20 protein-coding genes are annotated in these 23,757 nt (G+C 29.9%); 19 read left to right on the forward strand and 1 reads right to left on the reverse strand.

Annotation, left to right across the window (positions count from 1 at the left end):
• Nucleotides 1–74 precede the first annotated feature (74 nt).
• From xdh to ACTNBA_RS08925, 10 genes are all read left to right on the forward strand, one after another.
• Nucleotides 75–2,714, forward strand: coding sequence for a selenium-dependent xanthine dehydrogenase (xdh, locus tag ACTNBA_RS08880; RefSeq protein WP_441073481.1), 2,640 nt, complete (start codon nt 75–77; stop codon nt 2,712–2,714).
• A 73-nt stretch (nt 2,715–2,787) separates the two neighbouring features.
• Entirely contained in the window at nt 2,788–4,068 is a 1,281-nt protein-coding gene (guaD, locus tag ACTNBA_RS08885) for a guanine deaminase (protein WP_441073483.1), read from the forward strand.
• Nucleotides 4,069–4,125: 57 nt separating this feature from the next.
• Complete coding sequence (locus tag ACTNBA_RS08890; RefSeq protein ID WP_346880000.1) at nt 4,126–4,710, forward strand: TetR/AcrR family transcriptional regulator; 585 nt, start codon at nt 4,126–4,128, stop codon at nt 4,708–4,710.
• Between the two features lie 133 nt (nt 4,711–4,843).
• Nucleotides 4,844–5,683, forward strand: coding sequence for an FAD binding domain-containing protein (locus ACTNBA_RS08895; RefSeq protein ID WP_346879194.1), 840 nt, complete (start codon nt 4,844–4,846; stop codon nt 5,681–5,683).
• Nucleotides 5,684–5,716: 33 nt separating this feature from the next.
• Nucleotides 5,717–6,184, forward strand: coding sequence for a (2Fe-2S)-binding protein (locus tag ACTNBA_RS08900; protein WP_441073485.1), 468 nt, complete (start codon nt 5,717–5,719; stop codon nt 6,182–6,184).
• Between the two features lie 13 nt (nt 6,185–6,197).
• Entirely contained in the window at nt 6,198–7,445 is a 1,248-nt protein-coding gene (locus tag ACTNBA_RS08905) for a xanthine dehydrogenase family protein molybdopterin-binding subunit (RefSeq protein ID WP_441073487.1), read from the forward strand.
• A gap of 19 nt (nt 7,446–7,464) precedes the next feature.
• Nucleotides 7,465–8,415 (forward strand): xanthine dehydrogenase family protein molybdopterin-binding subunit, encoded by a 951-nt coding sequence (locus ACTNBA_RS08910; protein ID WP_441073489.1) that lies wholly within the window; start codon nt 7,465–7,467, stop codon nt 8,413–8,415.
• A 107-nt stretch (nt 8,416–8,522) separates the two neighbouring features.
• Nucleotides 8,523–9,065, forward strand: coding sequence for an ECF transporter S component (locus ACTNBA_RS08915; RefSeq protein ID WP_346899622.1), 543 nt, complete (start codon nt 8,523–8,525; stop codon nt 9,063–9,065).
• 244 nt (nt 9,066–9,309) lie between these two features.
• Nucleotides 9,310–11,235, forward strand: coding sequence for an ABC-F family ATP-binding cassette domain-containing protein (locus ACTNBA_RS08920; RefSeq protein ID WP_441073490.1), 1,926 nt, complete (start codon nt 9,310–9,312; stop codon nt 11,233–11,235).
• Between the two features lie 41 nt (nt 11,236–11,276).
• The gene (locus ACTNBA_RS08925) at nt 11,277–13,595 is read left to right on the forward strand and encodes an ATP-dependent DNA helicase (RefSeq protein WP_441073491.1); all 2,319 of its coding nucleotides are present in this window, start codon (nt 11,277–11,279) and stop codon (nt 13,593–13,595) included.
• An 80-nt stretch (nt 13,596–13,675) separates the two neighbouring features.
• Here the strand turns inward: ACTNBA_RS08925 and rbr are convergent, their stop codons facing one another.
• Nucleotides 13,676–14,215 (reverse strand): rubrerythrin, encoded by a 540-nt coding sequence (gene rbr / locus ACTNBA_RS08930; RefSeq protein ID WP_035133587.1) that lies wholly within the window; start codon nt 14,213–14,215, stop codon nt 13,676–13,678.
• 1,215 nt (nt 14,216–15,430) lie between these two features.
• Between rbr and ACTNBA_RS08935 the strand changes: the two genes are divergently transcribed.
• From ACTNBA_RS08935 to ACTNBA_RS08975, 9 genes are all read left to right on the forward strand, one after another.
• A complete protein-coding gene (locus ACTNBA_RS08935; RefSeq protein ID WP_441073695.1) occupies nt 15,431–16,537 on the forward strand; it encodes a DegT/DnrJ/EryC1/StrS family aminotransferase in 1,107 nt (368 codons plus the stop codon).
• Nucleotides 16,538–16,640: 103 nt separating this feature from the next.
• Complete coding sequence (locus ACTNBA_RS08940) at nt 16,641–17,237, forward strand: sugar transferase (RefSeq protein WP_441073492.1); 597 nt, start codon at nt 16,641–16,643, stop codon at nt 17,235–17,237.
• 15 nt (nt 17,238–17,252) lie between these two features.
• Nucleotides 17,253–17,939, forward strand: a complete 687-nt coding sequence (locus ACTNBA_RS08945) for a YveK family protein (RefSeq protein WP_441073495.1) — start codon at nt 17,253–17,255, stop codon at nt 17,937–17,939.
• On the forward strand, nt 17,939–18,667 hold the full coding sequence (locus ACTNBA_RS08950; protein ID WP_441073497.1) for a CpsD/CapB family tyrosine-protein kinase: 729 nt from the start codon (nt 17,939–17,941) through the stop codon (nt 18,665–18,667). Before ACTNBA_RS08945 ends, ACTNBA_RS08950 begins: the two co-directional genes overlap by 1 nt.
• Nucleotides 18,668–18,753: 86 nt before the next feature.
• Entirely contained in the window at nt 18,754–19,431 is a 678-nt protein-coding gene (locus ACTNBA_RS08955; RefSeq protein WP_346884828.1) for an acetyltransferase, read from the forward strand.
• Entirely contained in the window at nt 19,397–20,545 is a 1,149-nt protein-coding gene (locus tag ACTNBA_RS08960) for a glycosyltransferase family 4 protein (RefSeq protein WP_441073499.1), read from the forward strand. Before ACTNBA_RS08955 ends, ACTNBA_RS08960 begins: the two co-directional genes overlap by 35 nt.
• Before the next feature lie 51 nt (nt 20,546–20,596).
• Complete coding sequence (locus ACTNBA_RS08965) at nt 20,597–21,703, forward strand: glycosyltransferase family 4 protein (protein WP_441073501.1); 1,107 nt, start codon at nt 20,597–20,599, stop codon at nt 21,701–21,703.
• 55 nt (nt 21,704–21,758) lie between these two features.
• The gene (locus tag ACTNBA_RS08970; protein ID WP_441073502.1) at nt 21,759–22,655 is read left to right on the forward strand and encodes a glycosyltransferase family 2 protein; all 897 of its coding nucleotides are present in this window, start codon (nt 21,759–21,761) and stop codon (nt 22,653–22,655) included.
• A 13-nt stretch (nt 22,656–22,668) separates the two neighbouring features.
• The gene (locus ACTNBA_RS08975; protein WP_441073503.1) at nt 22,669–23,754 is read left to right on the forward strand and encodes an EpsG family protein; all 1,086 of its coding nucleotides are present in this window, start codon (nt 22,669–22,671) and stop codon (nt 23,752–23,754) included.
• The last annotated feature ends 3 nt before the right edge of the window (nt 23,755–23,757 follow it).

The following is a 23,757-nucleotide window of genomic DNA, read 5'->3' on the forward strand; positions in this document are numbered from 1 at the left end:
TATTTGATGGGTCCTATTCAGCTATATAATATGTTGGTGAATTTATACATTAGTAAATTATTAGGAGGAAATTTATGTATGAGTTTGTGCTAAACGGAAAAAATATTTCATTTGAAGAAAATATGAACTTGCTTGAATACTTAAGGGAAGAAGCAAATTTAACATCAGTTAAAAATGGATGTGGAGAAGGTGCTTGTGGAGCTTGTATGGTTTTAATAAATGGAGTTCAAGGAAGGGCGTGCATAAATACTCTTGAAAAAATTAATGGCAAAGAAGTACAAACTGTTGAGGGTTTATCAGAATTCGAAAAACAAGTATTTTCATGGTCTTTTTCAAAGGTTGGTGCAGTTCAGTGTGGATTTTGTATTCCAGGCATGGTGATTAGTGCTAAGGGATTATTTAATAGAAATTTAAATCCATCTAAAGATAAGATAAAAGCAGCTATTAAAGGAAATGTATGCAGATGCACAGGCTATGTAAAGATAATAGAAGCAATTGAATTAGCAGCACAAATTTTTCTGCAGGGAAAACTAAATTTTGATTTAGAACGAAACGGTTCTATAGGAAAATCGTTAACAAGAATTGATGCTATGGATAAAATTTTGGGAACTGCTATATATGTTGATGATATGAAGGTTGATGGGCTTGTATATGGTTCCGCATTAAGAACAAAATATCCAAGAGCACTGGTTAAAAAAATTAATATAGATAAAGCTCTAAATCATCCTAATGTTATAACTATATTAACAGCAAAGGATATACCTGGGAATAGATATATTGGACATATTTCAAAGGATTGGCCAGCTTTAATAGCAGTGGGAGAAGAAACTAGATACGTGGGAGATGCTATAGCACTAGTGGCTGCAAAATCAAAAAAGGCTTTAATGGAAATTTTACAGCTTATAGAAGTAGAATATGAAGAGCTTGTACCACTAACGAAACCTGAAGTGGCTATGAGATATGATGCTCCAAGAATTCATCCTGAAGGAAATATATATAGAAATGAAAGAGTTAGAAGAGGTAATATTGAGGATGCATTAAAAAACTCTAAATATATAGTTACTAATTCTTATTCAACTCCATTCACAGAGCATGCTTTTTTGGAACCGGAAAGTGCTTTGGCAATGCCGGATGGAGATGGAGTGCTAGTTTATACTGGCTCCCAAGGAATTTATGATGAGCAAAGAGAAATATCAGAACTATTAGGGCTGCCTAAGAAAAAAATAAGGTGTATTAGTAAATATGTTGGAGGTGGCTTTGGTGGAAAAGAGGATATGAGTGTTCAACATCATGCAGCTTTACTAGCATATATTATAAAAATGCCTGTGAAGATTACTTTAAGTAGGAAAGAAAGCATAATGATTCACCCCAAAAGACATGCTATGGAAATTGAAGTAACTACAGCATGTGATGAAGAAGGAAAATTAACAGCTTTTATAGCTAATATAGTTGCCGATACTGGAGCATATGCATCTTTAGGAGGACCAGTATTACAAAGGGCATGTACCCATGCAGCAGGACCATACAGATGTGATAATGTTGATATCACTGGCACAGCAGTTTATACTAATAATCCACCAGCAGGAGCTTTTAGAGGATTTGGGGTAACTCAATCTGTATTTGCAGGGGAATGTAACTTAAATCTTTTAGCCAAAAAGGTTGGCATATCAAGCTGGGAAATTAGATATAGAAATGCTGTAGAACCAGGAGATATACTAACTAATGGTCAGATAGCTGATTCAGGTACAGCAATTAAAGAAACGTTACTAGCTGTAAAAGATGAATATTATGGAAATGAAATTGTAGGAATTGCTTGCTGTATGAAAAATAGTGGAATAGGAGTTGGACTTCCTGATATAGGTAGGTGTAACTTAGTCATAAAAGATGGAGTTATTAATGTGAGAACTAGTGCAGCTTGTATAGGTCAAGGCATAGGTACTATAATGACACAGATCATTTGTGAAATTACTGGATTATCACCCAATAAAGTTGCAATAGGTTTTCCTGATACCTTTGATTCACCTAATTCAGGAACAACTACAGCTTCAAGACAGACTTTGTTTACAGGAGAGGCTGTTAGGATTGCTACGATGAAGTTTATGGAAGAAGTGATGAAGCAATATAGTGAAGAAAAATTAATAAACCATGCAAAAGAAAGTTGCATAGAGCGTAGTATAATTAGAAAATGGCTCTTAAATAATACAGATAAGGTTTTGAATTTATTAAATGATAGAGAATTTTATGGAGAATACAGGGGAATAACAGACCCTATAAATTCTCCAAAGGAAAATCCTGTTAGTCATGTAGCCTATGGGTATGCAACTCAACTTGCAATACTTGATAAAAATGGTAAACTTAAAGAGATAGTTGCTGCTCATGATGTGGGAAGAGCAATTAATCCTATAAACGTGGAAGGACAAATTGAGGGGGGAGTTGTTATGAGTTTAGGATATGCTTTAACAGAGGATTATCCACTTAATAATTGCATACCTATAGCTAAATTTGGAACTTTAGGTTTATTTAGAGCTCCAGCAGTTCCTAAGATATTACCTATAATAATAGAAAAGAATACTAGTGATTTAGCCTATGGGGCAAAAGGGATAGGAGAAATAACATCTATCCCAACAGCGCCGGCAATTCAAGGAGCTTACTATATGCTAGATCATAAATTCCGAACTAATTTACCTCTAGAAGATACATTTTATACGAAATAAGAAAAAAAGAGTTCACTAGGTAGAAAGATTAAATTATAGTTTGAATATGATAATTTAATTAAGGAGGAATGTGATGAGCCAGATTAAAGCAATAAAAGGAAACATTATTTTTACCAAAAACTTTGGAGAATATGAAATAATCGAAAATGGGTATGTGGTACTAGTGAATAAGATAATAAAGGGAGTATATGAAGTATTACCAGAAGAACTTAAAAACGCATTAGTAACAGATTATGGAGATAAATTAATTATTCCTGGTTTTGTTGATTTGCACCTTCATGGACCTCAATTTCCTAATTTAGGGTTAGGATTAGACAAGGAATTAATGCCATGGTTAGAGACATATACTTTTCCAGAGGAAGAAAAGTATTGGGATACAACCTATGCAAAAGATGTATACACTAGTTTAGCAAGAGAACTTTGGAAAAATGGAACTACTAGAAGTTGTATATTTGCCACAGTACATCTAGATTCAACAAAGCTCTTAATGGATATCTTAAACCATTCAGGTCTCGGTGCTTATGTAGGAAAGGTAAATATGGATAGAAATTGTCCGGAATTTTTAAGAGAAGATTCAGTAAAATCTATTGAAGATACGGAAAACTTTATAAATGCATATGGGGATAAGTATGAACGTGTAAAACCAATTATAACTCCTAGATTTGTCCCAACTTGTACTACGAAATTATTAAGAGGATTAGGTGACTTAGCTGAAAAATATAAAATACCAGTACAGTCACACTTAAGTGAAAATAAAGATGAAATAGAATTTGTAAAATCCTTGCATCCAGAGTATAAAAATTATGCCAGTATTTATAAAGATGCAGGGCTTCTTGGTAATCAACCAACAATTATGGCTCACTGCGTATTACTTGAAGATGAAGAAATAGAAATGCTTAGGCAAAATAAAGTGTTTGTAGCTCATAGTCCAAATTCAAACTCCAATTTAGCAAGTGGTATAGCTCCAATTAGAAAATTTATAGATGAAGGAATACCAATTGGACTTGCTTCTGACATATCAGGAGGACATAGCTTGTCTATGTGTAACGTAATGGTAGACAGTGCACAAGCATCAAACATTAAATGGATTGAAAGTGGTAAAAAAGAAGCACCACTAAATACAGCTGAATTGTTTTATTTAGCAACTAAGGGAAGTGGAAGTTTCTTTGGAAAGGTTGGTAGCTTTGAAAAAGGTTACGAATTTGATGCATTAGTTATAGATGATAGTTCATTAAAAAGTTTCAAAAAACTATCAATACAAGAAAGATTACAAAAATTTATTTACACAGGAAATCCTAAAAATATCATTAAAAGGTATGTGGCTGGAAAAATTATAGATGAGCCATATAGGTAAATTAAAAACTATATACTTTTAGATGAAATTGGGGTTAAGTGAGAAAGAAGGTTAATTATGGAAAAAGATGTGGATAAGAGGATACTTAAAGCGGCACTTGAAGTAGTATCTAAGGAAAAAATTAGTGGAACTCGTATGCATATAATTGCTAAGGAGGCTAATATGAGCCAAGCTAACCTACACTATCACTTCTCTACTAAGAATGATATTATGGTAGCATTACTTAATAGCATACAAGAGGAGTTTTCTAAGGGTCGTAAGAACTATATAGATACTGAAGCTAAAACTGTTACTGAAAATATTCAAGGGTTCTTTGAACAGAAAAAAGATGATATTTTAATAAATAAAAAGATGGAATATGCCCAAATTGATTATTGGGTTCAAGGAACTGTAAATGAAGAGATAAGGACTATATTTCAAAATACCTTTAATATCTGGAGAAAGAGTATAGAAGAGACTTTTTCTAAAGAAGAACAAGAAGGAATTGATGATAAAACTATGAGAAATATTCCTTTCGTAATGGTATCCTTAATGTTAGGGGCTTCATTACAGTACTTAATCGACGAAGGGAAATTTGATTTAGATGATTATTTTCAAGTTGCAGAAGAGATGATATTAACGGCATGCAACAAAACAAAATAAAATAATATCATTACAGTAAAATAAGTCTTCTATATATTTAATATAGAAGATTTTTTTAAAAAATTATATGTAATAAATTTGAATAAAATGAATAAATTGAATAAATATATATGAATGGGGGTATAGCGTAAAAGTGTTGAAAATTTACAGTCCTAAAACTATAGAAGAAGTTAAAGAATATATGAAAGATCATTCTAATCTTAAACTGTTAGCTGGGGGAACAGACTTAGTTCTAGACTTTAAAAGAAATAAAGTAAAGTGCGAATCCATAGTTTCCTTAGAAAAAATTTCAGATTTGAAAAAAATAGTAGATGATAAGGATGAAATATATATTGGTGCTATGGTGACTTTTAGTGATTTGATTGAAAATAATATTATAAAGGATTACTGTAATTTACTTTTAAATTGTAGTATGTCTATGGGATCACCACAAATTAGAAATGTAGCCACTGTTGGAGGTAACATTGCTAATGGAGGATCAGCAGCTGATATAATACCTTGTATAATTAGTTTAGGAGGAATATTACTTATAGAATCAGAAGAAGCAATAAGAAGAGTAAGTTGCGAAGAATATTTTGAAAATTATAAAGAAGAGAGATTAAAAGAAAATGAAATATTAACTCATATTATTATACCTAAAACACAAAACATAAGTGGCTATTACAAGTTAGGTAAAAGAAATTCTTTAGCCATTTCAAGAGTAAGTGCTGCTGTAAATTTAGAAATAAAAAAAGATAGGATTTGTGCTATAAATATATGTCTTGGAGCAGTTGGAAGATATCCCTTTAGGGCTAAAGAGTTAGAAGAAAGGTCTTTGGGAAAAGATATTAAATGGCTATATTCTGAAGAAGCTTTAGAATATTTAGAAAGTATTGTGGAGAAAAGCATTGAGGGTAGGAAAACTATGCCTTTTAAAAGGGAGGCAATTAAAGGTGTATTTAAAAGAGCCTTAGATAACGCTTTACAGCAGTAGATATAATTTTGAATTATAGAAAAGAGGTATGTTGTGGTAGAAGTAAATATAAAAATAAATGGAATTAAATATAAAAGAAATATAAATAGTATGATGAGACTAATAGATTTTATAAGGGACGAAATTAAGCTAAAAGGAACAAAGGAAGGGTGTGGAGAAGGAGAGTGTGGTGCTTGCACTGTTATTCTAGATGGTAAAATCATGAATTCTTGCCTTTTACTAGCGTCAACTTTAGATGGTTGCGAAATAATTACTATAGAAGGTATTAGTAATAACGGAATACATCCCATTCAAGAAGCTTTTATGGAGGTAGGAGCAGTTCAATGCGGATATTGTACTCCAGGAATGATACTAAGTGCTAAAGCTATACTAGATAAAAACATAGATGCAACTGAAGAGGAAATAAGGGAAAGTATTTCAGGAAACCTTTGCAGGTGTACAGGTTATGACAAAATAGTTCAAGGCATAATTTTAGCTCAAAGCAAGTTGAAAAATAATTAGAGGAGAGGTTGCAATGGAGTCTGTTGGAAGAGGACTTATAAGGCCAGATGTATACAATAAAGTACTAGGTAAATCGATTTATCCTGACGATTTAGAATTTGAAGGTATGTTATATGCTGGAGTAAAAAGAAGTACAATTCCCTATGGAAAAGTTAAAAGTATAAATATGGAAGAAATAAGAGCCATGGAAGATGTGGAAATGGTCATAGATTATACTATGATACCAGGAGCTATAAGTCATGGTGTTGTATTTAAGGATATTCCTACTCTTGTGAAAGATATAATTAAAAGAGTAGGGGATCCCATAATTATAATAGTTGCTAAAAATAAGGAAGCTTTAAAATACGCTTTAAATAATGTGAAAATAGAGTATGAAGAGTTTAAGGGCATTTTTAATATTGAGGATGCTTTAAAAGAAGATGCTCCAATTTTAGGTGAAGAAAGTAATTTACTTTATGATTTAAAGATAAAAAAAGGGAATATTGATGATGGATTTGAGGAAGCTAAATATATAGTAGAGAACTGGTATAAGACTCCTATGGTAGAACATGCTTTTCTACAGCCTGAGGCATCTGTAAGCAGAGTTGATGAAGAGGGAGTGGTAGAAGTATATGTTGCAACTCAATATCCACATTATGATAGAGAAGAGGTAGCTAGATGCTTAAATATTGAGGAAGAAAAGGTTAGAATTAGAAATATGACTATTGGTGGAGCCTTTGGAGGTAGAGAAGATATTAATCCACAATGTCACGCAGCAATTGCAGCTTATTTGACTGAAAAACCAGTTAAGGTAGTTTATGATAGAGAAGAATCTACTATATCCCATAGTAAAAGACACCCTATGAAAATTTTTTTGAAAACAGGGGTGAGAGAAGATGGTAAACTTTGTGCGTTAAAAGCTAGAATCTATGGAGATACTGGTGCATATGCTTCATGGGGGATAAATGTATTAAGAAAGGCCGCAGTACATGCTACTGGTCCATATAATATACAAAATGTAGATATAAGAGCCATGGCTGTATATACCAATAATCCATATAGTGGGGCAATGAGAGGATTTGGAGCAACACAATGTCCTATTGCTACAGAAAGTCAGATGGATATGTTAGCTGAAAAGATTGGGATTCACCCACTAAAATTTAGATATATAAATGCTTTTAAAGTAGGAGATAAAACTGCTACAGGTCAAGTGTTAAAATCAAGTGTAGGTCTTAAAAAATGTATAGAAAAGCTTGCAGACCTAGATGGAGTAGAAATTTAAAAGAAGGTGTGAAATTGATATGAAGAACCGTGGTGTAGGGTATGCTACTATATTTTATGGTACTGGGTATGGAAATGGGTTTCCTGATGAATCAAGAGCAACAGCAGAACTTAGGGAAGATGGTGAAATTGTAGTATATGTGGAAGTTTCAGATGTAGGTTCTGGTGGTATAAGTGTGATGTGGCAAATTGCTACAGAAACATTAAATATAGATAAAAATCTAATTAAAGTAATGTATGATAACACTAGCTTTGTAAAAGATAGTGGTACTGCAGCAGCAAGTAGACAAACTTACAATACAGGAAATGCTGTATATGATGCTTGTAAAAAACTTAGAAGTAATTTAAATAAAGGTTTAAGTAGATCAAACGATAACTGTATTAATAAAGAAGAAATAAAGCTCCTTTATAAGCAAATGAAAGAAAAGGGAATTCCAGTAAAGACAGAAGGTTATTTTAAAGCAGAAACTTCACAAATTGATATGGAAACTGGTGAAGGTAATCCTTATTGGCCTTATACCTTTGGAGCACAAAAAGTTACTATTGAAGTAGATGATGAAACTGGCAAGGTTGACATAATTGAAGTTATAGCTGTAAATGACGCAGGAAAAATAATAAATCCAGCTTCGGCAGAAGGTCAGGCACAAGGCGGAGTTGCCATGGGAATAGGTTATGCACTTATGGAAGAAATAGAAATAGAAAAAGGTTCTATAAAAAATAAAAATTTTTCAAATTATATAATACCAACCAGTAAAGATGTACCACATATAGATACTTATTTTGTGGAGGAATTTGAGGAATCAGGTCCTTATGGAGCTAAAGGAATAGGAGAGCCTGTAATGATACCAACAGCTCCAGCTATATTAAATGCCATATATGATGCAGTAGGAGTTAGAATGTATAGCATACCTGTAACATGTGATAAGTTATTATTAGCGTTAAAAGAAAAAAAAGGTCAAATTTATAACTGATTTAAATAGAAAGTATCCATTGTTTTTTTATAATGGATACTTTCTATTTACAACTGTAACTTTATGATATATACTAATGTATATACAGTATAGGTAGGAGGATAAAAATGAAAACAAATCTAAAAAAGATGGTAATTAGTTCATTATTAATAGCTATGTCTATTATAATACCAGTAATATTTGGGCCTTTTCTTAAGGTATATATACCACCATTCTCTGCAACTTTGGCATCACACGTACCTATGTTTATTGCTATGTTCTTAGGACCTTTTGAGGCTGCTGTAGTTGGAATTGGTTCAGTGATAGGTTTTTTATTTGCTATACCAGATCCAATTGTGGCAATGAGAGCATCATCTCATATAGTTGTAGGTTATATTGGAGCTAAAATGATTATGAAAAAAATGTCTTATGGAAAAGTTGTAGCTTTTACAGCACCAATACATGGAATTTTTGAAGGATTAGTAGTACTTATATTTACAGGTAATATAGTTTTATCAATTGTTGTAACAGGAATAGGAACTATAATTCATCACGTTGTAGATGGTTTAATTTCTCTTCCAATTATTAGAATAATACAAAAAGGATTAGGAATTAATTTATCTACTATAGGTGAAAAAAAGAAAGAAGAGCCTGAAGATGTAGCGGTATAACACATTTCTTATAGTTTTATTTTATGAAAGTTATATTCTTTAGAATAAATTTGATTAGCGATATAGTATAAAGTCCCTATAAATATTAAATATTAAATAAAAACCTTTAGATAATAATAGTATCTAGAGGTTTTTATTTCTTTCTCGATTAGGTATAATGTCCATAGGAAAGGTTTTATAAATAGAAGATATTATAAAAAGAAATTAAATAATTAAACATAGCTAAGAATAGAGGATGATACATATGAATTTAATAACACTTGAAAATATATATAAGAGTTATAGTGAAAAATCATTATTAACAGATGTGAAACTAACCATAACATCAGAAGATAAAGTAGGAATAATTGGTGTAAATGGAGCTGGAAAGTCTACATTATTAAAAATAATTGCAGGAATAGAACAAGAGGATTCTGGTACAATTACAAAGATGAATGGACTGAACATATCTTATTTACCTCAACATATTGAGTTTAATCCAGAGGATAGGATTATTGATCATGTTTTTAATGGTGCTGGGGAAATAATGGAAGTACTAAGAGAGTATGAACATGTATTAGAAGAACTAAAAACCAATAGTGATAATTCAAAGCTGCAACAACAGTTATTTAAGCTTACTAGTAAAATTGACGCATTAGGAGGTTGGCAAATAGAAAGTGAGGCAAAAGCATTACTAACAAAGTTAGGTATAACGGATTTTGATGCTAAAATGGGAAAGCTCTCTGGAGGTCAAAGAAAGAGAGTAGGGCTTTGTAATGTGCTAATAACTCCTTGCGATCTTTTAATATTGGATGAACCTACTAACCACATGGATAATGAAATAATTGATTATATGGAGGAGCTATTACAGAAAAGAAAAGGTGGGGTTATAATGATAACCCACGATAGATACTTCTTAGATAGGATTACTAATAGGATCTTTGAACTAGATAGGGGAGAACTTTATTCTTATCAAGGAAATTATTCTGTATTTTTAGAGAAGAAAGCAGAGAGAATGCAGCTTATGGAGGCTCTTGAAAGTAAAAGACAGAATCTCTACAGAAAAGAGTTAGCTTGGATAAAAAGAGGAGCTAAAGCTAGATCTACTAAGCAAAAGGCAAGAATTGATAGGTTTGAAGAGTTAAAAGAAACATCCTACAAGATAGATGAAGATAGAATGGATTTAAATACAGCTGGTTCAAGGTTAGGAAAGAAGATATTAGAGCTTTATAATATAAGCAAGGACTTTGGAGACAAGGTAATTATAAAGGATTTTAGTCATATCTTTACAAAGGAAGAACGGGTAGGAGTTATTGGAAACAATGGTATGGGAAAAACTACTTTATTAAATATTATAAGTGGAAAATTAAACCCAGATAAAGGGCAAGTCATACAGGGTGAAACTGTTAAGATAGGATATTTTACTCAAGAAAATATAGAATTAGATGGGAATATGAGAGTTCTTGAGTATATTAAAGAGATAGCCGAGTATATAACTACAAATGATGGAAATAAAATTACTGCATCCCAAATGTTAGAAAACTTTTTGTTTGATGGAACCATGCAACATAGTTTTATATCTAAATTGTCTGGTGGAGAGAAGAGAAGATTATATCTTCTAAGAATACTAATGGAAGCACCTAATGTATTATTTTTAGATGAGCCAACCAATGACTTAGATATTCAGACTTTAACAATTCTGGAAGACTATTTGGATAGATTTAATGGTACGGTAATAGCTATATCCCACGATAGATACTTCCTAGATAGAATTGCCAATAGAATTTTTAGCTTTGAAGGACAAGGAAAGATTTTAGAGCTTGTAGGAAATTATAGTGATTATAAAGAGTATAGGGATATAAAGGCTGAAGAAGAAGTTGCTACATCAAGTACTAACAAAGATAAGAAATATGATGAAAATAAAAATCGTAAAGAAAAGCCAACTAAATTAAAATTTACATTTAAAGAGCAAAAAGAATTTGATACAATAGATGATGAAATTGAAAAAAAAGAGGAAGATATTGCCACAGTAGAGACAGAGATAAACCAGTGTGGAAGTGATTTTGTAAAGTTACAACAGTTATTGGAAGATCAAAATAGATTAAAAGATGAATTGAATTTTTTATTAGAAAGATGGGAATATCTAAATGAAATTTTTGAAGAGATGGAAACCCAGAAACAAAATAAGTAAGTACTAGGTTTAATCATGGATATACCTTTTAGGAGAAGAATATGATAGAAAATAATATGAGAATATCTGTTAGAAATTTAATAGAATTTATTTATAGACAAGGGGATATTGATGATAGAATAGGGGGTATTGCATCAGCTCAAGAGGGGACTAGACTTCATAAAGTCATACAAAAGGAACTTAAAGAGCAATGTGATGAATCTGAAGAGAAGACTTATATTAATGAGATGTATCTATCAAGAGAGTTATGCTATAAGGAAATAAATATTATTTTAGAAGGGAGAGCCGACGGTGTTATTATTAGTTCACAGGAAGGTAGTAACACTAGAGTTAAAATAATAGAGATAAAGACTACAATGAAGGACTTACGTACCCTTGAAGAAAATGAAAACTTTCTTCACTGGGCCCAAGGAAAACTATATGGGCATATCTATTGTGGAGAAGAAAACCTAAGTGAAATAGATATAGATCTTATATATTGTCACAGAGAAAGTTTGCATACAAAGACCTTTTCAAAAACTTTTTTAAGGGAAGAACTAAAGGAATTTTTCAATGAAGTTATGGGCAGGTATACAAGGTGGATTCATCTTCAAAGTAGTTGGATAGAACTAAGAAATAACTCTATTGAAAAGTTAGATTTTCCTTTTAAAAATTATAGGAAGGGTCAAAGGGAACTAGCTATAAATATATATAGAACTATTAAAGAGAAAAAAGATATTTACATCGAAGCGCCTACAGGGACAGGAAAGACTATTTCAACAATTTTTCCTGCAATAAAGTCTTTCACTATAAATAATTCAGCTAAGCTTATATATCTTACAGCGAAAAATATTACTAAGGGAGTGGCTGAAAATACCTTAGACATACTAAGAGGCTCTGGTATGAAGCTTAGAACATTAACCATTACTGCAAAAGATAAGATTTGTTTTCTTGAGGAAAGAATATGTAATGGTGATGCCTGTGAATATGCAAAGGGACATTTTGATCGAGTTAATGACGTCATATTAGCTATGATAGAGAACAAAGAAGTTTTTAATCAACAGATTATTGAGGAGTACAGCAGGCAATTTAAGGTATGTCCTTTTGAACTTTCCTTAGATTTAATTGCTTGGTGTGATTTTATAATAGGTGATTATAACTATTTCTTTGATCCTAAAGCTATGATAAAGCGAATGGCATTTGATGATACACCATATATATTTCTTATTGATGAGGCACATAATTTAGTAGACCGTGGAAGAGAAATGTATTCTGCTGAGATAAAAGAAAGTGATTTGAAAGAATTAAAAAAAGAATTTAAATATAAAAATAAAAAACTAATAGGTATAATAAATAAAATAATTAAGAAACTAAAGGAATATACAATAGGTGAAAAGGGCAATATAATAATAGATGAAGGACCCGGAGAAATGCTGGTTCTTTTCAGGCTTTTTGCAACAGAAGGTGAAAATTATTTAAAAGAACACAGTGGTGAAACCATAGATGAAATATTTTTAAATGTATATTTTTCTTTCTTAGATTTTATTAGAATTGGAGAGTTATTTTCAGAGGATTTTGTACTATACTGTAATAATGAAGATATGGATATCCGGATAAAAATATTCTGTTTAAACCCAAGTAATGTGTTAAAACAGTGTATAAAAGGTAATATAAGTAATATATTTTTTTCAGCCACTCTGTCTCCAATGAATTATTTTAAAAATCTACTAGGTGGAGATGATAAAAGTTATAGCATAAAACTTCAGTCTCCCTTTCCACCAGAAAATAGAAATTTGATTCTAAAATATGACATTGATACTAGATACAAGTACAGAGATAAAAGTTATTACCCAATCTGTAAATATATCAATGAAACTCTAAATAATTATGAGGGAAACTTTTTAGTTTTTTTTCCTTCCTATGAATATATGACAAAAGTATATGAAGTTTACTGTAAGAATTTTAGTGAACATAATATATACTTACAAGAAAGTGTTATGACAGAGGAAGAAAGAGAAGAATTCTTGGAAAGATTTTCTTTGATGGATGTAGATAAAAATAGTAAGGAGAGAACTATAGGTTTTGTAGTTCTAGGAGGAGTATTTTCAGAAGGAATAGATTTAATTGGGGATAGACTTAAGGGAGCAATTATAGTGGGAGTTGGATTACCTAAAATATCCTTTGAAAGAAAATTAATAGAAGAATATTTTAACGAAATAGGGGAACCAGGATTTCACTATGCGTATACATTTCCAGGAATGAACAAAGTTATACAGGCTATGGGAAGGGTTATTAGAACTGAAGAAGATAAGGGTACCATAATGCTTTTAGATAAGAGGTATAGAAGTGAAGTATATCAAAAGTTAATGCCTATAGAATAAGACTTTAATATAGAATAAAACATATTAAATAAGGGTATTGAATCTAGAATTAATTCTTGATTCAATACCCTTATTTAATATTAATAGTTTTTAGCTAATAATTGGAAGTAGCTTTGAGGATGTGCACAAACAGGACATGCATTTGGTGCTTTTTCTCCTTCATAGATGAATCCGCAATTAGCGCATTGCCATACCACTTTTTCTTCTTTTTCAAATACTTTTCCGTCTTCAATATTTTTTAATAAAGCTAAATATCTTTCTTCATGCTCTTTTTCAATTTTACCTACACCTTCAAATAAGTTTGCAATTTTATCAAAGCCTTCTTCTCTAGCTTCTTTTGCAAAAGTAGCATACATATCAGTCCACTCATAGTTTTCACCAGCAGCTGCATCTTTAAGGTTTTCCATAGTATCACCTATGCCATCATGAAGAAGCTTGAACCATATTTTTGCATGTTCTTTTTCATTATTTGCAGTTTCAGTGAAAAGAGCAGCAATTTGCTCATATCCTTCCTTTTTAGCTTTTGAAGCATAAAAAGTATATTTATTTCTAGCTTGAGATTCTCCTGCGAATGCTGTTGCTAAATTAGCTTCCGTTTTAGTTCCTTTTAGATTTCCCATCGTTATTCCCCGCTTTCTTTTTTATAACATTACCATTAAAAGTAAATTATTATTTAATAATTATTATTATCTAACAATTTAAATATAGTGTAACACATAAAAAATGGAATGTAAATAATTATAAACAAATATTAACACTTATTTATAATTTCCGTAATATTTACACTTATATATTATTATTATGAAATTATATATGAATTTTAACAATAGTTAAATGGTACATTCTAATGAAAATCTCATACTATACAGAGAATCTATATGTATAGCTCAATAAAATTATAGATTAAAAAGGTTTATAGTTATTAATAGAGGAAATGTAGAGGTTACTAATCTTATACTAGTTGATAAATTGGATAAAAGATTAGAATTAGTTCCAGAGTGATAGAATATCATTGGCTAATTTTACTTTTTTCAAAATAAGAAAATCTCTGAAATCCTTGAGGCCACAACAAATAGTTAACTATTTATATAGTTTCCTATTAACATATATAAATAGTTTAATATATATCTATTTGTTATATGAAAATATAAATTCTCTCCAAATTCTATCACTTTCATTAACCATAGAGCCTAAAACTAAAGTAGAGAGTAGTGCAACAAATAAATTTTATTAGAGTGTGTCATAGCAATGCTAGGCACACTCTTTTACTATATACTAAAACTTATATTCAATATTATAAAAGTTTTAATGTAACTTTAGGGTGAAAGAAGAATTTTATTATTAAAATAATTAGTTATATAAAGTAGAAGTATGTATAAATAAGTGCATATACATACAAATAAAGTATCATGCAAAAGGGCATTGTTATTTCCTAGGATAAAAAGGCGAAGAAAACTAAATGAAACAAATGTAAAAAAGTGGTAATATTGTAATGTAGAACTATATGTTAATTATTTATACAAAAACAGTGGATTTAATGCACAAACAAAAATTTTAATCAGGTTTTATGATAATAAAATTTAATATTGATTCGTGGTAAGGAATTTTAATATATAAGTTTTAAGGATAAGTAAAGAGTTTTTTTACATATTATCCTATGAAAGGAGGCGAAGTATATAGTGGAAAATATGAAAAGTAACAAGGATATTATTCAATCAATAAAGTTCAACAAAATAGATGGAAGTAAAGAGACTTTAGAATTAACAGAACCGATTAGGTTTAGTGAAATAATTAATGAAGATAGCAGAAGGAAAATATACCTTTCATCCCCACATATGGGTGAGGAAGAAATTAAGTACGTACTTGAGGCTTTTGATACTAATTGGATAGCACCAATGGGTCCTAATGTAGAGAACTTTGAGAATGAGATAGCAAACTATGTAAAAGTAAAAAGATGCCTGGCACTAAGCTCTGGAACTTCAGCAATTCATATGGCATTGAAGCTATTAGATGTAAAAAATAATGATTTAGTTTTTTGTTCATCATTAACTTTTGTAGCAAGTTGTAACCCAATAATATATGAAAGAGCTGTTCCAGTATTCATTGATTCAGAACCTGAAAGTTTTAATATGTCTCCCAAAGCATTAAAAAGAGCTTTTGAATATTATGAAGAAAGAAATATGAAGCCTAAAGCGGTAATTGTAGTTCATTTATATGGTCAAAGTGCAGATATGGACGAAATAATAAAAATTTGCAACTTTTATGATGTGCCTATTATAGAAGATGCTGCAGAATCATTAGGTGCAACTTATAAGGGTAAGCAAACTGGAACCATGGGTGAATTTGGAGTATTCTCTTTTAATGGAAATAAGATAATAACTACTTCTGCTGGTGGAATGCTTGTATCAAATAATATGAATGCCATAGAGAAAGCAAGATTTTGGGCCACTCAAGCTAGAGACAAGGCTAGATATTATCAACATTCAGAGCTTGGATATAACTATAGAATGAGTAATATTTTAGCAGGAGTAGGTAGAGGTCAACTTAAAATATTGAATCAACGAATAGCTAAGAAAAAAAGTATTTTTGAATTTTATGATAGAAATTTTAGGAATATTCCGTGGATTGATATGGAAGAAATTTGTGATTATGGAACATCAAATTATTGGCTTAGTGTGATGACTTTATCTAAAGGATGCAAAATTAAACCTATAGATATAATAAAAGCTTTAGAAAAAGAAAATATAGAATCTAGACATATTTGGAAGCCTATTCACCTTCAACCTTATTATAAAGAATTTGTTTTTTTTAATCACAATGATGTAGGTATAAGTGTATGTGAAGATATATTTGAAAGAGGAATTTGTCTTCCATCAGATACCAAAATGACAATTGAAGATCAACAAATGGTAATAAATATTATAAAAGGATTATTTAAATAAAATTTGGAATTATAGGTAATTTATATTTGTTTAATATAAAATTTAAATTATAAATTTGTATTTAAAAAGATAGAGATAAAATTTAAGAAAGTTCGAGGAGAATATGTTTATAAAAAGAATATTTGATGTTGCTATTTCAATATTAGGACTTATTATTTTATTACCTATGTTAATTATTATAGCGCTGATAATAAAGATTATATTAGGAAAACCAATTTTTTTTATACAAGAGAGGGTAGGAAAAAGGAATAAGACTTTTAAAATGATTAAGTTTAGAACAATGAAAGATATAAAGGATGAAAGTGGCAAGGTATTACCAGATGAAAAGAGGCACACAACAATAGGAAAAACACTGAGGGCATTAAGCCTTGATGAAATACCAGAGCTTATAAATGTTATAAAAGGAGATATGAGTTTAGTAGGACCAAGACCTCTTTTAAAAGAGTATTTAAGTTTATACTCACAAGAGCAGTTAAAAAGGCATCAGGTTCTACCAGGAATTACGGGGTGGGCACAAATTAATGGTAGAAATGCTATATCATGGACAGAAAAATTTAAATTAGATATATGGTACGTGTGTAACTGGTCCCTACTTTTAGATTTGAAAATTTTATTTTTGACCATATATAAAGTTATTAAAAAAGATGGAATAAACCAAGATGATAATATTACCATGGAATACTTTAATGGAAGCAATTAAAGGAGGATGAAATTTATGGATGAAAAATTGATAAATTTTGATGAAATAGTATATTTACTAAAGAAAAAAATTTGGATTTTAATATTAATTACTGGAGCTATATCATGTTTAGGTGGTTATAAAGCTTCATTAATGACTACAAGTTATCAAGCTACAGCGAAAATTTACGTTGGTAGAGGAAATAATCTAATGGACTATTATTCTCAGAATGAAATTCAATATTACAATGAATTTATGAATACCTTTAATGAAATAATTAGGGTAGATGATTTTTTAAATGAAACATTGAAAAAATATAAAATTAACAAGTCGTCTTGGGAAGTGAAAAATTCATTAGGATTTTCTGCATCAGAGAATACACCTATATTTACAGTAACATATAATACTAGTGATATGGATGGAGCAGAACAGGTACTAACAGCTATATGTGAAGAGTTTAATGAACAAGCAAAAACTATAATTCCAGATGCTAAGCCGAGAATTATAGATAGTACTAAAGTATATCCCATAGTACCTAATAAAAAGAAGCTAATGCTTATGTACTTCGGAGTGGGTGTAATATTTTCTTTGGGATTAATATTTTTTATAGATTATCTTGATGACACTATTAAGAGTAACTCTAGATTAGAAAAAGTTTTGCCAGTACCAGTATTAGGGAATATCCCTAAGCACGAAAAAGGATTTAAGGGAGGAAGAGAATAATGTTTATATACAATAAAATGCCACATTCTATATCTGCTGAATCTTATAAATCCATACGCACAAGTTTAAAATATTCATATGTTGATAAAACAATAAAGACTATTGTAATAACTAGTTCAGTACCAGGAGAGGGGAAATCAACAATTGCTGGTAATTTAGCACTTTGTTTAAGTGAAAGTGGAAATAAAGTTTTAATTATAGATTGTGATCTTAGAAGACCATCTTTACATAAAAAATTTAGGCTTTCTAATTTAAAGGGAATTACGGATTGTTTAATTGATAAAGATAATTTAAAAGAATCTATACAAGAATTTACTTCTGACCTATCAGTAATATCATCAGGTACTATTCCTCCTAATCCTGCAGAAATTTTAGGTTCGAAAACTTTTGAAAGGTTTTTAAAAAATATAGGAAGTATCTATGAATATATAATATTAGATACTCCACCGTTACTAGCTGTTACTGATGCCAGCATTCTTGCAGGTAAAGCAGATGCAACAATTATAGTGGTGAAATACGGCAAAACTAGAGAAAAAGATATTAACTTAGCATATAAAGAATTAAAAAAGGTAAATGCAAATGTAGTTGGAAGTATACTTAATAGTTGCGACATGAAGAGAACCGATTCTTATTATAAATATTATCCTAAAGAAAAAAAGAGTTTTCTTAGTAAAAAATCAAGAAAAAAAAATTATGAAAAATATAAAACAAAAAAAGTAAATGCCTAAATATCAAATTAAACATATTAATCTTTGACTTTAAAAATCAATTGTCATAGGTTTGTTTTATTAAATGTGAAAAAGAGGAAATTGCTATGAAAAAAGTTATCATTATAGGAGCAGGAGGAGTTGGAAGAGAAGTTGCATTAATAATAAATCAAATTAATAATTTTAAACCAACTTGGAATATAATTGGATTCCTAGATGATAATCCAACAAATTTAGGGAAAACTTTAAACGGACATAGAATTATAGGAAATGTTGAGTTATTAAATTACATTAGTAAAGACATATATGTTGTTGTAGCTATATCAAACTATAGAGTAAAGAAAGAAATAGTTTCAAAGTTAGAGGGAAAATTTAAATTTGCAACTTTAATTCATCCAAGAGTATCCATACATGATTTTATGACTGTAGGACATGGGACAATAATATATGAAGGAGCAATTTTAACAACAGATATTAAAATCGGAGAACATGTAATAATAAGTCCTAAATGTGGTATTGGTCATGATTCTATTATAAAAGATTATGTATCATTGTTATGGAACGTAAATGTTTCAGGAGGAGATATTATTGAAGAAGGAGTACTTATGGGATCTTGCTCTACGGTAATTCAAAATTTAAAAATAGGAAAGGGAGCAATAATAGGAGCTGGCTCTGTAGTAGTAAAGGATATCCCAGCTTATAGTACTGCTGTAGGAGTTCCTGCAAGGGTCATAAGGGAAGAGGAAGTTTATGAAAAAGATATTATATATAACAACAGTAAGTAGAACAATTAATGCATTTTTAATTCCACATATAGAAATGTTAATAGATAAAGGATATGTTGTTGATTGCGCATGCTTTATAGATAAGCCTATAGACAAGAGATTAATATCCAAAGGAGTTAAAGTATACAATGTACCATTTTCTAGAAAACCTTTAAGTTTAAGAAATTTAAAAGCTTTTTGGGGATTAAGATTTATACAAAAGATAAATAAATATGATGTTGTCCATGTTCATACACCTATAGCAGCATTATACGGAAGAATATTAAAACTTTGGTTTCCTAAAATTAAAATTATATATACAGCTCACGGTTATCACTTTTATAAAGGTGCACCTAAGATAGCATGGTGTATGTTTTATCCTATGGAAAAGCTCATGGCTAGATTTACAGATGTAATAATAAACATTAATAATGAAGACTATGAAATAACTAAAAATAAGTTAAAGCCTAAAATATGTTACTTAGTTAATGGAGTAGGTATAAATATAGAGGATATTAGACGGACTGAACAAAAGGCAGAAGTGCTTAATATACAGAAGCTCTCTTTTGATAAAGATGATTTTATAATACTTATGATAGCAGAATTAAATCATAATAAAAACCAACTTCAGCTTATAAAGGCGTTGGAACTTATAAAAGATAAGTATCCAAAGATTAAGGCAATTAGTGTAGGAGAAGGAAATAGGCTAAAAGAATTAAAAGAGGAAATAGTAAAAAGGGGAATAGAAAAAAATATAAGTTTTTTAGGTTATAGAGAAAACATAAATGAGTTTATAAAAATTTCAGATATAGGGATATTACTCTCCTATAGAGAAGGGTTGCCTAAAAGTATAATGGAGTTTATGTCACATGGGAAAAAAGTTATAGGTACTAATATAAGAGGAATAAGAGATCTTATAGAAAATGAAAGTATAGGTAAGCTAGTAGAAGTGGGAGATTATGAAGCTACTGCAAGGGCTATAGAGGAATATTATCTAGAAGGAGATAGAAGCTTTAATACACCTAAGGAAATAGAAAAATATGAATTAAATAATGTAATAAGTGAGCTGGAGTATATATATGATTCTTTAGATTTACAAGACTACTATTTGCCAGAAAAAAATATAAATTTATAAAGCATAACTTTTACTAGATTTTAATAAGTAGCAATGAAGGGATGTAAGAATATGAAAAGATGTCTTCATATATTACCAATGAATAAGTTAAGTGGAGCTGAAAAAATGGTACTGTTAATTTGTAAGAATTTAACTAATTATCAGTCGGTAGTTCTATGTGGTGGGGACAAGCTTAAAAAAAGTTTTGAGGATAATAATATAAATAGTTATTCCTTAAGTTTTTCTAAGAAGCATATTTTAAAAAACATAAAGTATCTTAAAAATATTATAAGAGATAATGATATAAAAATAGTCCATGCTCATGATAATAATGCTTCAATACAAGCTTATTTAGTTAAGAGTATATATGGAGTAGATATAAAGGTAATATCACATATTCATAGTTGTTATCCATGGATAAATAGAAATGGAATAAATAGCAGTATTGATAAGTTATTAAGGCCAAAATATGATTACAATATTACTTGTGGTAAGGTTGTATATGATTTTTATAAAGAAAACACAAATTATCTTAATAGGGATAAAATATCTATATTATCTAATGCTATGGATGTAGAAGAAATAATAGATTATAAAAGTAATAAAAGGGAGTGGATAGCTACAAAATATAACATTCCACAAAGTGGAAAAGTAATAGGATTTGTAGGTAGATTAGATGAAGAGAAGGGACTTATTCCTTTTATAAAAGAATTTAATAATTATAAGGAAAACTTTAAAGATACAAAGATTCTTATCATTGGAAGCGGATCACAAGAAGAAGAAATTAAGGCTATGTCAAAGAAATTAGAATTGGGTGAGTTTTTTATATTTACAGGATTTCAAGAAAATGTATATGATTTTTTCCCTATCATAGATGTGTTTTTTCTACCTTCACTATACGAAGGTCTTCCAATGGTTATACTGGAAGCTATGGCATTTGGAATACCTGTTGTAGCTATGGATGTAGGAAGTATAAGTGAAGTTATAAACTCTCATAGAGGAAGGCTGATAAAGCCAGGAGATTATAGAAGCTTTATGGAGGAATTAAGAAATTTGAAAGAGGATAAACAATTAAGAATTAATCTTGGGGAAAATGGACGTGAATTTATAAAAGCCAACCATAATATAAAAAATTACTGTAATAAAATTGAAAAAGTCTATGATAGCATTAGTAAGTGATTTATTTGAAAATAAAAGCACATATAAAAAGCATGATTTAGGGTGGGGGATATTAATGAAACCAATTTTAACAGTTTTTACGCCAACTTATAATAGAAAAGAACTCATATATAAGTGTTATGAAAGTTTGAGAAGACAGACAAATAAAAATTTTAAATGGTTGGTAATAGATGATGGATCAACAGATGATACTAAAGAGCTGATTATAAATTGGAAAGAGGAAGCAGATTTTCTAATAGATTATATATATATAAAAAATGGTGGTATGCATAGTGCTCATAATACTGCCTATGAAAATATTGATACAGAACTAAATATATGTATAGATTCAGATGATTATATGACAGATGATGGAGTTGAAAAAATTCTAAAGGCTTGGGATGAAAGAAAGGCAGAAAATATAGCGGGAATTGCAGCTCTTGATTTATATGAAACTGGTGAGATAATAGGAACAAAGTTTCCAGAAGGATTAAGGGAAGCTACTTTATTTGATATATATCATAGATATGGTGTTAAAGGAGATAAAAAGCTTATATATAGGACTGAGCTTACAAAAAAATATCCATATCCAGAATTTGAAGATGAGAAATATGTGGGACTAGCTTATAAGTGTCATAAAATAGATGAAAAGTACAAACTAGCTTTGGTTAATGAACCTGTTTGTATTGTAGAATACATGGAAGATGGGTCTACTATGAATATGCTTAGACAATACAGAAATAATCCTAAGGGATGGTGCTTTTATAGGATAGAAAACTTAAAGATACCTAATACATCTTTAATATACAAATTTAAAGAATGTATTCATTATGTTTCTAGTAGTTTAATTGTAAAGGATAAGAATTTTTTTAGTAAGGTTCCATACAAAGGAATTATGTTAGCAGCTATTCCACTGGGATATATTTTATATAGTTATATAATCTTTAGAACTAGAGATATAAGAAACTTATAGAAAGGAGAAAAAGATGGGAATATATTATGCTACCTTAGCTTCAACTTTTATATTATCATTGCTTGCTAGAATGGCTAATGATAAAAAGTACAAGATTATAGCTATCTTTTGGATTTCTCTTGTAGTTTCGGTTTTAGTATTATTTTCAGGGCTAAGGTCTGGTATTGGAGATACAGGTATGTATAAGCACACCTATGGTCTTTTAGTAGAAAATCCTAATTTTTCTAAAGCTAATGGCGACTATGGTTTTGTCCTATTAAATTTAATTTTAATTCAATTTTCCAATAATCCACAAACTATAGTATTTGTAGTAGCTCTAATAACTCAACTATGTAATGTCTATGTATTAAACAAGTACAGGAGTTATATAGAACTAGAAATATTTATGTATATAGCAGCAGGTTATTTTACAGTTACCATGAATGGAATGAGACAGTGTTTAGCAGCAGCTCTTTTATTTCTATGCGTAAAGTTTATTATAGATGGTAGCTTTAAAAAATACTTATTAAGTGTACTTATAATTTCAACTATTCATCAATCAGCTCTATTTATGATTCCAATATATTTTATAGCAAGATTAAAACCTTGGTCAAAGAAAATATACATGATAATTGGAATTGCTGTATTAGGACTTCTTTTTTATGAGGTGCTAAGCGGTTACTTGTTTAAGATTATAGAAAATACTAATTATGGGTACTATTCTGATTTTGACGAAGGAGGATCAAGTATAATGAGAACCTTTGTAAATATGGTTCCAATTATATTTGCATATTTAAAAAGGAATAAACTAAAAGAAAAGTGGCCACAGAGTAATGTGTTTGTTAATATGGCTCTTTTAAATTGCATATTTGTAGCCTTTGGTATGTCAAATTGGATATTTAATAGATTTTCATTATATTTACAATTATATAACTTTATATTATTACCATATATAATACGAAATTGTCTAGAGGGTAAGCAAAGACGAACAATATATTTAGCGTTCATAGTGTGTTATCTAATATTCTTTTATAGAGAGCAAGTAATAGGACTTAATATGCAATATAAGAGTGTTTTAGATATAAAATCTATTTTCTATTATACTCCCAATCATAGATGAAAA

It is taken from the genome of Clostridium sulfidigenes (genome assembly GCF_052067195.1).
Lineage (GTDB): Bacteria > Bacillota > Clostridia > Clostridiales > Clostridiaceae > Clostridium_J > Clostridium_J sulfidigenes.